The sequence below is a fragment of the Bradyrhizobium sp. WCU1 genome (genome assembly GCF_053474805.1).
In genome coordinates this window covers 4,194,384-4,207,039 of the sequence record NZ_CM130280.1, presented here as the reverse complement: position 1 = coordinate 4,207,039, position 12,656 = coordinate 4,194,384, and the positions used below count along the sequence as shown (strand labels likewise).

General features: G+C 65.4%; 11 protein-coding genes. 1 reads left to right on the top strand and 10 read right to left on the bottom strand.

The window, feature by feature from the left end; translation table 11 throughout:
- Positions 1–153: 153 nt before the first annotated feature.
- From ACTUWL_RS19495 to ugpB, 10 genes are all read right to left on the bottom strand, one after another.
- On the bottom strand, positions 154–885 hold the full coding sequence (locus ACTUWL_RS19495) for a GntR family transcriptional regulator (protein WP_021076602.1): 732 nt from the start codon (positions 883–885) through the stop codon (positions 154–156).
- Between the two features lie 17 nt (positions 886–902).
- Complete coding sequence (gene hpxZ / locus ACTUWL_RS19490; RefSeq protein WP_021076603.1) at positions 903–1,295, bottom strand: oxalurate catabolism protein HpxZ; 393 nt, start codon at positions 1,293–1,295, stop codon at positions 903–905.
- A 2-nt stretch (positions 1,296–1,297) separates the two neighbouring features.
- A complete protein-coding gene (locus ACTUWL_RS19485) occupies positions 1,298–2,695 on the bottom strand; it encodes an AtzE family amidohydrolase (protein WP_021076604.1) in 1,398 nt (465 codons plus the stop codon).
- Positions 2,696–2,702: 7 nt separating this feature from the next.
- Complete coding sequence (locus ACTUWL_RS19480; RefSeq protein ID WP_021076605.1) at positions 2,703–2,882, bottom strand: DUF4089 domain-containing protein; 180 nt, start codon at positions 2,880–2,882, stop codon at positions 2,703–2,705.
- Between the two features lie 18 nt (positions 2,883–2,900).
- The gene (locus tag ACTUWL_RS19475; RefSeq protein ID WP_021076606.1) at positions 2,901–4,709 is read right to left on the bottom strand and encodes a dipeptide ABC transporter ATP-binding protein; all 1,809 of its coding nucleotides are present in this window, start codon (positions 4,707–4,709) and stop codon (positions 2,901–2,903) included.
- A 79-nt stretch (positions 4,710–4,788) separates the two neighbouring features.
- Positions 4,789–5,688 (bottom strand): ABC transporter permease, encoded by a 900-nt coding sequence (locus ACTUWL_RS19470; RefSeq protein ID WP_021076607.1) that lies wholly within the window; start codon positions 5,686–5,688, stop codon positions 4,789–4,791.
- A gap of 9 nt (positions 5,689–5,697) precedes the next feature.
- Positions 5,698–6,711: an ABC transporter permease gene (locus ACTUWL_RS19465; RefSeq protein ID WP_021076608.1), complete on the bottom strand. Its 1,014-nt coding sequence runs from the start codon at positions 6,709–6,711 to the stop codon at positions 5,698–5,700.
- Positions 6,712–7,065: 354 nt separating this feature from the next.
- The gene (locus ACTUWL_RS19460) at positions 7,066–8,688 is read right to left on the bottom strand and encodes an ABC transporter substrate-binding protein (protein WP_021076609.1); all 1,623 of its coding nucleotides are present in this window, start codon (positions 8,686–8,688) and stop codon (positions 7,066–7,068) included.
- Positions 8,689–8,933: 245 nt separating this feature from the next.
- The gene (locus ACTUWL_RS19455) at positions 8,934–9,881 is read right to left on the bottom strand and encodes an aminoglycoside phosphotransferase family protein (protein ID WP_021076610.1); all 948 of its coding nucleotides are present in this window, start codon (positions 9,879–9,881) and stop codon (positions 8,934–8,936) included.
- 247 nt (positions 9,882–10,128) lie between these two features.
- Entirely contained in the window at positions 10,129–11,367 is a 1,239-nt protein-coding gene (ugpB, locus tag ACTUWL_RS19450; protein ID WP_448214178.1) for a sn-glycerol-3-phosphate ABC transporter substrate-binding protein UgpB, read from the bottom strand.
- A 275-nt stretch (positions 11,368–11,642) separates the two neighbouring features.
- On the opposite strand from ugpB, the gene ACTUWL_RS19445 reads away from it, so the two are divergent.
- Positions 11,643–12,632, top strand: coding sequence for a TRAP transporter substrate-binding protein (locus ACTUWL_RS19445; RefSeq protein ID WP_021076612.1), 990 nt, complete (start codon positions 11,643–11,645; stop codon positions 12,630–12,632).
- Positions 12,633–12,656 lie beyond the last annotated feature (24 nt).

Genomic DNA, 12,656 nt, shown 5'->3' with positions numbered 1-12,656 from the left:
CGCCATTCCGGGGCGCGCCTCTTGGCGCGAGCCCGGAATCCATTTCGCCTCAGCGACCGTTGCCGGAAGCGGCCCGCAACCAATCATCTACGTCAGATGCCGATGAATGGATTCCGGGCTCGCGCTTCGCGCGCCCCGGAATGACGGTGAGAGCTACACCGACACCGCGTAGGTCTCATATTCCCCGCGCACCTGCTCGATATGGGCGCGCATCGCAGCCGCAGCGCCCGGCTTGTCGCCGCGCATGATGGCGACCACGACGCGATCATGTTCGGCGTGGGATTTTGCAAGGCGCCCGAGGTTACGGAACTGGGCGCGGCGGAACGGCTGCACCCGCACCCGCGTCGCCAAGGTGATCTCGGCGATATAGGCGTTCTGCGAGCCGGTATAGATCGCATTGTGAAAGCGCTCATTGACCTCGTGGAAGCGCTCGGGATTGCCGGTGTAGCTCAGCACCCGCAGCTCCTCGTGGATCGCCTCCAGCGCGTGACGCTCCGCCGGCGTCATGCGTTCCGCGGCAAGGCCGGCGCACATCGCCTCCAGCTCGGCCATCGCCTCGAACATGCCGGTGAGCCGCTCCAGCGAGGGCCGCGCCACCACCGCGCCGCGATGCGCACGGGCGTCGATCAGGCCGCTGGCGGCCAGCTGCCGCAGCGCCTCGCGCACCGGCGTCCGCGAGACGTTGAAGCGGCGCGCAAGGTCGGTCTCGTCGAGTCCGGCCCCCGGCGGCAGCGTGCCGCGCACGATCTCGTCGGCGAGTTGCAGGCGCAGCTCTTCGGCGCGCGTGACCTTGTCGACCAGCGACGACGGGCGATCGACGCGCGGCACGACCGGCTCGGATTCAGTCGGCTGCGGCGCGCGGGTCGGAAGATCGTCCAGGCTCATGGTTCAAGCGCTCTTGTTCAAACGCCTTTGGGCTCGTCGATGACGCTGACATGGGCCGCGACGATTCTCCAGCCCTCGGGGAAGCGAATCCACGTCTGCATCTGCCGTCCCACCCTGCCCGGAGCGCTGTCCCGATAGAACAGCGTCGAGGCGATCGCGGTGTCGCGGCCATAGGTCGTGATCACGGTGCGGTCGATCCTGCGCATCAGCCCGGCCGCCGGCCGCCCGGCGCGGAACGCCGCGATCTCGCCGTAGCCGTAAAGGTTCTCGCCGATGCCATAGCGCAGCGTGCGGCTGTCGTTGCGGAACAGTTCGCCGAGCACCGCGACATCGTTCGACACCAGCGCCGTTTCGTAGCGCTGGAACTGCGCGGTGACCTCGGCGACCACGTCGGGAAGATCGATGTCCATAGTCAAAGTCCTCTCGGCGCAGGCGCGTTCGCAACGCCCATCTGTTCCAGCGCGTAGGCGACCCGCAGCGCGATGTCCTCGCGCCAGGGCGCGGCAATAATCTGAACGCCGATCGGCATCGGTTCAAGCGGCACCGGCACGGCGACCACCGGCAGGCCGATGAAGGAGATCGGCTGGGTATGGATTCCGATATTGGGACGCACCGGAAGCTCGACCCCATCGAGCGTGAAGTTGGCCTGACCGATCTTCGGCGCGATGCACGGCGTTGCCGGCGCCAGGATCACGTCGACCGACTGGAACAGCTCCAGCACCCTGGCGCGATACCAGCGGCGGAATTTCTGCGCCTTGTCGACATGGACGGCCGGGATCATCGCGCCCGAGAACAGGCGATCGCGCACTGCCGGATCGAAATCGTTCGGACGGGTGCGCAGCCTGTCGAGATGCAGCGCGGCGCCCTCGGTCGTGGTGATGATGAAGGCCGCGGCACGGGCACGCGCCGCTTCCGGCACCTCCACGACCTGCGTCGCGCCGAGTGCCTTTGCGATGCGCGCGACCGCCTCGACCGCCTCCGGCAACAGATTCTGCTGGAAATAGCCGCCGGCGATCGCGACCCGCAGCCCGCCGATTCCTTCGGCCAGCAGCGGCATCGTGGGCTCGAGCGGTCGCGCGACGCAGGCGGGATCATCAGTTTCGGGCCCCTGCATGACGTCGTAGGCGAGGGCGAGATCCGTCACACTGCGCGCAAACGGGCCGAGATGATCGAGGCTTGCGACGAACGGAAACGATCGCGCGCGCGACAGCCGGCCGTAGGTCGGCTTCAGGCCGAAGATGCCGCAGAACGATGACGGCACCCGGATCGAGCCGTTGGTATCGGAGCCGAGCGCGATCGGCACCAGCGCACCGCCGACGGAACTGCCGGAGCCGCCCGAGGAGCCGCCGGCCATCCGCGCCGGATCGTGCGGATTGCGCGACGGACCGTCATGCGCATTCTCGCCGGTGAAGTCGTAGGCGTACTCGCCCATGTTGAGCGCGCCGACCAGCACGGCGCCGGCGGCTTCCATCCGCTCGATCAGCGTGGCATCGCGCGGCGAGGCCGGCAGGTCGCGATTGATCTTCGAGCCGGCGCGGGTCGAGAGGCCCTGCACGTCAAACAAATTCTTCACCGCGAACGGTACGCCGGCGAGCGGGCCGGCCGGCTGACCCGCCGCGATCGCGGCGTCGATGGCCCTGGCTTTGGCGCGCGCGCGATCGGCGGTGACGTCGGTGAAGGCGTTGAGGACCTTGTCGTGCTGCGCAATGCGCGCGAGCGCCGCCTCGGTCGCGGCGAAGGCCGTCATCTTGCGGTGTGAGACGGCCTGCGCGATTTCGGCGGCCGACAGGAGAGCAGGAATGTCGGACATCGCGATCTCAGACCGAATAGATCGCAGCCGATGCGGCGTCATCGGGCAGCGGGAAGTCATCGACCAGTTTCGCCAGCCGCAGCGCGACCTCAAGATTGGCGCGCACCGCGGGACGCCAGGCATCTTCCAGCGGCAGCTCCAGCGCGCGGGCGGCAGCATTCACGTAGTCGTCGAGGTGATCGGCCATTTCGCTCCCAGTGAGTCTTCAAGCAACCGGCAACGGCGGATGCGGGATCGCCGTCAGCAGTTCCCTTGTATAGGCATCCTGCGGATTGCCCAAGACGGCTTCTGACGTGCCCTGCTCGACGATGCGGCCGGCCCGCATCACGATGACGCGATCGCACAGCAGGCGCACCACGTTGAGATCGTGCGACACGAACAGATAGCTCATGCCCATCGACTGCTTGAGGTCCTGCAGCAGATTGAGCACGACGGCCTGCACGGACACATCGAGCGCCGCGGTCGGCTCGTCGAGGATCACGAGCTTCGGGTGCAGCGCGATGGCGCGTGCGATGCCGACGCGGGCCTTCTGGCCGCCGGACAGCTGATGCGGAAAGCGATCCAGCAGATTGACCGGCAGGCCGACCAGCCGTGCCAGTTCCTCGCAGCGGTCGCGCAGCGCGGCGCGCCCCCTGACGTCGCCGAGCTGCATGATCGGGTCCGCGATCGCGCGCGCCGCGGTGAAGCGCGGATTGAGGCTGTCGGTCGGATCCTGGAACACCATCTGGATCTGGCTGCGCCGCGGCAGCCGCGCGAAGGATTGCGGCACGATGCCGCCGATGTCCTCGCCGTCGAACATGATGCGGCCGGAGGTCTGGTCCAATAGCCGCATCACCATCATCGAGGTCGTCGACTTGCCGCAGCCGGACTCGCCGACCAGCCCGACGCTCTCGCCATGGCCGACCTCGAAACTGATGCCGTCGACGGCGCGGAATACGTCTTCCTCGACCGGCGGCTTGCGGCCGAACAGTTTTGTCAGCACCGAGCCCGCGCCCTGGCGAGGGTATTCCTTGACGAGCTTTTCGACGGACAGGAGGGGCTGCACCTGCTCCCTCTCCCCGCGTGCGGGGAAAGGGTTGGGGTGAGGGGGGCTCTCCGCGAGCACAGCTTGTGGAGAGTCCCCCTCACCCGCCGCGCTGCGCGCGTCGGCCTCTCCCCGCACGCGGGGAGAGGCGAAAGCAGTCGCTTCCTCTTCAGGCAACAAATCCCTCAGCGACACGCCGAGCCGCGGCGTCGCGCGCATCAGCTTCTTCGTATAATCGTGCTGGGGCGCGGCGAAGATGTCGGCCGACTTTGCGGTCTCGACCACACGGCCCTTCTCCATCACCACGACGCGGTCGCAATAGGCGGCGGCGAGGCCAAGATCGTGGGTGATCAGGATCGTCGACATCGACCGGCGCCTCGTCAGCTCGACGATCAGATCCATCACCGCCTTCTGGGTGGTGACGTCGAGGCCGGTGGTCGGCTCGTCGGCGATCAGAAGCTGCGGGTTACAGGCCAGCGCCAGCGCGATGACGACGCGCTGGCACATGCCGCCTGACAGTTCGAACGGATAGGCGTGATAACGCTCGCGCGGCCGCGCGATCTTGACTTGCTCCAGCGCCTCGATCGCGGTCTCGCCGCGGTCGGTGACCTGGGCCTGCTGCACATGCTGGCGCAGCACATCCTCGATCTGGTGCCCGACCTTGCGGATCGGATTGAGCGCGGCGCGCGGGTTCTGGAAGATCATCGAGACTTCGCGGCCGCGCAGATCGCGCATCTGGCTCTCGGTCGCCGCCTTGACGTCGATGCCGGAGAACATCACCGAGCCCTCGGCGATCCGGCCCGCACGATCGAGGATGCGCATCACGGCGTAAGATGTCACCGACTTGCCGGAGCCGGACTCGCCGACGATGCCGACGGTCTCGCCCTTGCCGACCGAGATGTTGACGTGCTGCACGGCTTTCACGATGCCGCGACGCGTGGTGAACTCGACGGTCAGGTCGCTGACGTCGAGCAGTGGCTGCGCAGTCATGCGCGCCTCCCACAAAATATCGAAAACAACCCCATGCAAAGCAGTGTTACGGTAGCATGACACCGCGGCGACACAGTCATCACGTCCTCCGCTGCGGGTCGACGATGTCGCGCAGGCCGTCGCCGAGCAGGTTGAAGCAGAACACCGCGATCATCAGCGCCAGGCCCGGGAATAGCGCGATCCACCATTCGCCGGACACCATGAAGCCCGCGCCCTCGGCGACCATGATGCCCCACTCCGCGGTCGGCGGGCGGACACCGAGACCGATGAAAGAGAGCCCCGCGGCGTTGAGGATCGCATAGCCCATGGTCAGCGACATCTGCACGATCATGATCGGCATGATGTTGGGCAGGATGTGCCCGAGCAGGATGCGGTATTCGCCATTGCCGGACAGCCGCGCCGCCTGCACGAAGCCGGCGTTGCGGCGGACATTGGCTTCCGCGCGTGCGACGCGGGCATAGAGCGGGAAGTTCACGATCGCGGTCGCGATGATGATGTTCTGCACGGTGTTGCCGAGCGCCGCGACGATGCCCATCGCCAGCACGAACAGCGGAAACGCCATGATGGTGTCGGCGATGCGGCCGACGATGCGGTCGGTCCAGCCGCCGAAATAGCCGGCGGCGATGCCGGCGAGCCCGCCCATCAGGAACACCAGCACGACGGAAGCGACCGCGATGAAGGTGTCGAGCCTCGTTGCGACGATGACGCGGCTGAAGATGTCGCGGCCGAGCTGGTCGGTGCCGAACCAGTGCGCCGCGGACGGCGGCTTCAATGCCGCCGCAGTGTTCGAGGCGAGCGGATCATACGGCACCACATAGGGCCCGAACAACGCAGCGAACAGGATCAGGATCAGCAGCGCGAAGGCGAAGCCGGTGACCTTGTTCTCGCTCAGCACATAGCGGGTCTGCTCGAACACTGCGGCAAGCCCGGAGGTTCGGGCGGGACCCGCGGGTTCGACGGTCGGCGCAACGGTGCTCATGTGCCCCTCCTACCCTTCCAGCCTGACGCGCGGATCGATCACGCCGTAGAGGATGTCGATCAGCAGATTGAGAGCGACGTACATCACCGCCATGGTCAGCACGAAGCCCTGGACGGGCGCGAAGTCGGATGCGATCAGCGCCTCCACCGCATAGGAGCCGATGCCGGGCCAGGCGAACACTTTCTCGACCAGCACGTTGGCCCCGAGCAGGAAAGAGAACACCATGCTGAGCGTGGTGATGACCGGCAGCATCGCGTTGCGGAACGCGTAGGTCACGATCACCTTGCCGGGCGACAGGCCGCTGGCGCGCGCGGTGCGGACGAAATCCGACGCCAGCACCGCCAGCATCGAGGCGCGCGTCATGCGCGCGATCGGCGCCAGCGAGAAGATCGCGAGCGTCACCGCCGGCAGGATCAATTGGCTGAACGCCGAACGAAACGCCTCGAAGTCGCGCGCGATCAGCGTATCGATCAGATAGAAGCCGGTGACGGTCGGCGGCGCGCTGTAGAACACGTCGAGCCGGCCGAGCGGCGCCGGTGCCCAGCCGAGCCGGAAATAGAACACATAGACCAGCACGAGCCCGGTGAAGAACACCGGCAGCGACACGCCGGCCGTCGTCGTGACGCGGCAGAGATGGTCGATCCACGAGCCCGGCCGCGTCGCCGCCAGCACGCCGAGCGGGATCGCGATCACGATCGAGACGACGAGGCCGAGCAGTGTGAGTTCGGCCGATGCCGGCAGGCGGCTGCGCAGCTCGGCGGCGACCGGCTGGCCCGTGGTCAGCGAGGTGCCGAGATCGCCATGGGCGAGATCATTGGTGTAGCGCACGAACTGCTCGATCAGCGGCTTGTCGAAACCGAGCTTCTTCCTGATCTGGTCGACCGCTTCCTTCGTTGCGGCAGGCCCCGCGAAATACGCCGCGGGATCGCCGGGCAGCGCGCGCGTCAGCAGGAACGTCACGATCACGACCCCGATCAGCGACGGGATCGCGAACAGCAGCCGCTTGCCGATCAGGGTCAGCATGAGGCGCTCCCAACGGCATCATGCAAAGCCACAACGGGACTGGCAGGGCTCCCTCCCCCCTTGCGGGCAGGGCAATCGTCTATGAAGCGTTCGGTGTCGTCCCGGCGTAGGCCGGGACCCATAACCCAAGGGAGCGGTTGCGGCGCGGGCGAGTGACCACGAGTCTTCGTCAAACTAAATCCTGTGGTTATGGGTCCCGGATCTGCGCTCCGCTTCGCTGCGCTTGTCCGGGACGACGAAGTTCTTTTGCCATATGCGAATGCCCTCCCCCGCAAGGGGGGAGGGAGCCTGAGAGGTGTGCTCACCTCACATCCATACGCGAGCGTATTGCGGAGGGAGCGCAGCATCACCGCCTCACCCCTTCGCCATCGCGCGATAATCCAGCCGGCGGTGGAACCAGTATTGGTAGCCCGAGATGTTCTTCTGCATCGCGACGTTGACGAACGGCTGGTAGAGCGGGATGCGCGGGATGTCGGTAAACGCGAGATCGACGAAGCCCTTGACGTCGGCATCGTAGGCCGCGGTGTCGCCATTGGCGGCCGCGATGCGCGCGCCGTCGATGAGCTTGTCCATCTCGCCCGACTTGTAGCTCATCGTGTTGAAGATCGAATTGTTGCCGTGATAGCACCAGTAGAAGAAGTACTCGGGGTAATCGAGCCAGCCCGAGAACACGTTGGTGAACAGCGGCATCTCCTTCTTGGTGAGCTCAGTGCGCCAGTTGGCGCCGGGCACCTTGTTGATCGTGGTCTTGATGCCGAGCTGCGCGAGGCTCTCCTGCACCAGCACGCAGAGCGGCTCGTTGACCCCGGCAAAATTCAGGTCGAACGAGATCGTGGTCTCGAAACCGTTGGCGTAGCCGGCTTCCGCGAGCAGCGCCTTGGCCTTCTCCATGTCGGTGACATACTTGGTCGGCTGCGGCCAGGCGACCTCGGTCGGCTTGTCCTTCGGTGCGCCGAACATCGGGTTGGCGAGGCCGAACAGCACCGCGTCCATGATTTTTTGGTACGGCATCGCATAGGCCATCGCCTGCCGCACCTTGGGATTGTCGAACGGCGGCTTGGTGACATTCATGCCGATGTACTGGATGCCGTTGGAGAACGGCAGCGAGACCACGTTGAGCTTGCCGTTCGCCTTCATCTCCTGGAAATCCTTGAACGGCAGTTCGTAGGAGATATCGGCATCGCCGCGCTCGAGCAGCGCACGGCGGTTGCCGGCCTGCGGCACCATGCGCCAGATCACGCGCCTGATCTTCGGCAGGGGACCCGAGACCCAGTCGTCATTGCGCTCCATGACGACTTCGGTGCCGGCGGTCCATTTGGTCACCTTGTAGGCGCCGGAGCCCGCGGTCTGCTGCTTGGTGAATTCGAGACCCCAGGGGTCCTTCTCGCTGGCGTTCTTCTTGACGAGCTCCGAGTTGACGACGCAGGGCACGATCACGGCGAGGTCGGGGATCGTCAGTCGGTCCTTTTTCAGGAAGTCGACGCGCACCGTGTGGTCGTCGACGACGACGAACTGCTCGGGCTTGGTCAGCGAGCCCGCGCTCATCTGGAAGGTCGGGAAGCCGCCGACGCTGACGGCACGGTCGAGCGACCATTTGACGTCCTTCGCCGTGACCGGCGTACCGTCATGGAATTTGGCGTTCTTGCGCAGCTTGAAGGTCGCCGACATGTCGCCGATGTTGAAATCCTCGGCGAGCTCGGGCTTGAACTTGTCGCGGTCGTAATAGGGCACGTCGCCAGGACCGCTCTTCATCTCGTGGCTGATCAGCCGGTCGTAGCAATTCCACGACACCTCATAGCCGGGCACGTTGGTGCCGATGCCGTGGATATCGAGATTGTTGGGGCCGCCTTCGGAAACGATCAGCAGCGTCTCGGAGCGCGCGTCGGCCTTGGCCGGCGACCAGATCGCGGGCGCGGTCGGCGCCAGCGCCCCCGCTGCCAATCCAGAGACCGATTTAAGGAAATCGCGACGCTTCATGGGATGCTCCAACGCCCGGAACCGGGCCCTGGAACTCAGTTCGCAAGGATTGTGCCAACCCTTAACGAAAGCTTATGAACGGCTAATGCGCTGGAAAGACGAAGAGAAGCGCTAAAGGTACCTTGGTCAGGCGCCTAATTGCACGCGCCTCGTTGCATACAAAGGAAGGCCATTTGCTCAATAAATGAGCATCGACCGAGCGATGCTCGATTTATCGCCGGCGATCGATATCACCACGACAAGAGCTAGCCCGGCCAGATCAGTTCCTGCAACTGCACGAAATCATCCACCTGGTCCGGCCAGCCCGCGATGCAGATGTGGCGGAGCGGATCGCTGGCCGAGTGCAGCATCATCAGCGCCATCAGCCGGCGCTTCAGCGTGAAATTCACCTCGCTCTGCGGGATGCCGAAGCCGTCGAACAGGCTGCGCACAAGGCGCGGATGCCCGGCGGCCATGAAGGCGCTCGGACCGAGCAGATCGTACTCGCCCCACCCGGTGCGGACGTCGCCGAAGTCGAACAGGCCCGCGACATGCCAGCCGTCGGCCCGGCGCCCGAGCAGGAAATTCTCCGGAATGTACTCGCCGGTCAGGATCACCGGCGGCGCGTGCATCGGGATCAACTCGGTGGCGTCGCGGAGGAGATCATCGAGTGAGCGGAGGAATTTCGCCGGCAGGCCGAGCCGTTCGTGCCGTGCCCGGCACTGCGCGACCTGGCCGCGCATGAAGGCGTCCCAGGGTTGGCCGATCGCCGGCAGGCCGCCGGGCGGCACCCGCTGCACTTCGGCAATCACGGCGCCGATCTCGCCGAGCACCCGCTCCCGCTCGGCTTCCGACAGCGACGGCCACACCTCCGAACCGACCGTGCCGGCAAGGCGCGTGATGACGAGATAGGGCCAGCCGTCGCGCTCGCCCTCCGCGATCAGATCGGGGATCGGAATGCCGAGCCGTCCGCGCAATTCCGCCAGCGCGCCGCGTTCGGAGACGAATTGCGGGCGCAGGAACGGCGGGAACAGTTTCAGGATCAGGTCATCGCCGAGCCCGACAACGAGGTTGGTGCCGGTCGAGAACACATGCGGCGTGCCCCATGATAGCCCGTGGCCATCGGCAATATCGCGCGCAACCGGCAGCCAGCGCGACGCGTCGCCGCGCCAAGCGCGGTAGCTGTCGTAGGTGGTGAGGGGTGGGAGATGCATTTTCAGCCGGCATTCTGAGACGATGCAATCACGGCACAATCTCTCCTCTCGTCGTCCCGGCGAAAGCCGGGATCCATAACCACAGGGTTGAGTTGTTGAAAAAGTTGTGGCCGCAGCGCCGCGCAACAATGGCCTTCGGTGGTTATGGGTCCCGGCCTTCGCCGGGACGACATCGAGTATGTTGCGCCATCGCGAGTCACATATTCGCAGTCTCTCGGAGAAGCGGCTGAGCGCCTCGAGGCGCCCATCACCGGTCCGGATTGGCGCGTTCGAACTGGCGCAGCAGGCGGTTGCCGCGTTCGACGGCGTTGTCCATCGCGGCCTGTGCCGAGCGCTTGCCGGCGAACACCTGTTCGAGCTCCTCCTCGATCACGTCGCGGACCAGCACGAACGAGCCGAGACGGACCCCCCTGGACTTGTCGGTCGGCGGCTTCAGCGTGACCTCCTCGATCGAGATCGAGGCGCCGGGATTGCGATCGTAGAAGCCCTGCGTGCGGGTGAGATCGAACGCGGCACGGGTGATCGGCAAATAGCCCGTGTTCTGGTGCCAGGCGGCCTGCACCTCCGGCCGCGACAAATAGGCGAAGAACTTCGCAACGCCGGCATATTCGGCGCGCGGCCGGTCGCGCAGCACCCACAAGGTCGCGCCACCGATGATCGAGTTCTGCGGCGCGCCCTGCACGTCGGCCTCGTACGGCATCATGCCGTAGCCGACCTCGAATTTCGAATTGGCCTTGATATCGGCGCGGGTACCCGACGAGCCGATGAAGATGCCGCACTCGCCCTTTTGGAAGCGCGGCTCGGCCGCCTGCCCGCGGCCGCTATAGTCGAACGACTTGTCGGTCTGCCACTGCGCGAGCTGCGCGATATGACGCACCACGATCGGGTTGTTGAAGACCAGCTGCGCGTCGAGCCCGGCAAAGCCGTTGGACCTGGTCGCGATCGGCAAATTGTGGAAGGCGGAGAAATTCTCGACATTGATCCAGGACGGCCAAGACGTGGTGACGCCGCACATCGCGCCGGCCGCCCGCAGCCGTTTCGCCATCGTACCGAGCTCGGCCCAGGTCTTCGGCGGCTGGCTCGGATCGAGCCCGGCGGAGCGGAACATATCCTTGTTGTAGTAGAGGATCGGCGTCGAGGCGTTGAACGGGAACGACAGCATGTTGCCGTCGACGTCGGCATAATAGCCGGCCACCGCGGGCAAATAGGCCTGTGGTGCGAACACCTCCGACTGATCGCGCATCAGCTCGAACACCGGATAGATCGCGCCGCGCGCCGCCATCATGGTTGCGGTGGCGATCTCGTTGACCTGAACGATCGCCGGCTGGCTGCGCGAGCGGAAGGCGAAGATGGCCGCAGTGACGGTCTCGGTGTAGTTGCCCTTGTAAGCCGGCACGATCCGGTAGTCGGATTGCGAGGCGTTGAAGTCGGCAGCGAGCTTCTCGAGCTGCTTGCCGAGTTCGCCCGACATCGCGTGCCACCACATGATCTCGGTCGCCGCTTGCGCCGGTACCACAAGCAGCAGGGTCGCGACAGCGAGATGCAAGAGCTTCAAGGCGCGCTTCAAGGCGAGCTTCACGACGAGTCGTTCCCCGATGCCAACACGCCGTCATACGGCGCTACAACCGCAGATTCAATCGACACCGCAGGTTGTAGCGCGATTTAACGTTTAGCCGATGGGCGAACCATCGCCATTCTGCTAAAAACCGTTGAACCTTTTGCTCCCGCCCTGGACACAAATCACAAGGGGAATTGTCGCCAGTGTACCGCCGCGCCGGCCTTTCGCGGACAATAACGCTTGCCGTCGCGCTGTTGTGCACAGCGGTCTCGGTGAGTGCTTTTGCACGCGAATTCCGCACCGCCGATACCCAGAATGAGGACTATCCGACCGTCCAGGCGCTGAACTACATGGACCGCCTGATCGCGGAACGCACCGGCGGCCGGCACCGCATCGTGGTCTTTCATTCCCGCCAGCTCGGCGAGGAAAAGGAGACGCTGGAACAGACTCGGGTCGGCGCCATCGATCTGAACCGGACCAATGTGGCGCTGATCGGGACCATGGTGCCTTCCGTGAACGTACTGGCGATGCCGTTCCTGTTTCGATCGCTTGAGCACCTGCAACATGTGCTGGACGGGCCGATCGGCAACGAGATCCTCGGCAGTCTGGAGGCCCACGGCTTCGTCGGCCTGACCTTCTACGATTCCGGCGCCCGCTCGATCTATAACAGCGTCCGCCCGGTGCGTTCGCTGGACGACCTCAAGGGCCTGCGGCTGCGCGTCCAGCAATCCGAACAGATGTCGGACATGATCCGCGCGCTCGGCGCCCAGCCGGTCGAGATGCCCTACGGCCAGGTGCTGACCGGGCTTGCCAACCGGCTGATCGACGGCGCCGAGAACAACTGGCCGTCCTTCGTCACCACCGGCCACTACAAATACGCCGGCTACTACATCTTGACCCAGCACACCGTGAGCCCCGAAGTGCTGATCATGTCGCGCAAGGCCTGGGCCAGCCTCTCGCCGGATGAGCAGGTCATCTTCCGTGACGCGGCGCAACGCTCCAGCATCTATATGCGCGAGAAGTGGCGGGAGCTCGAGGAGCGCTCGCGCAAGCAGGCGGAGCTCGCGGGCGTCAAGGTCGTGACCGACTTCGACCGCAAGCCGTTCGAGGCGGCGATGGCCGGCATCTATGCCAAGGCCGAACGCGATCCGGCGATCGCAGCGCTGATCGAACGCATCCGCAACGTGGAGTGACCGGATCTTGGACGCACCCCAACA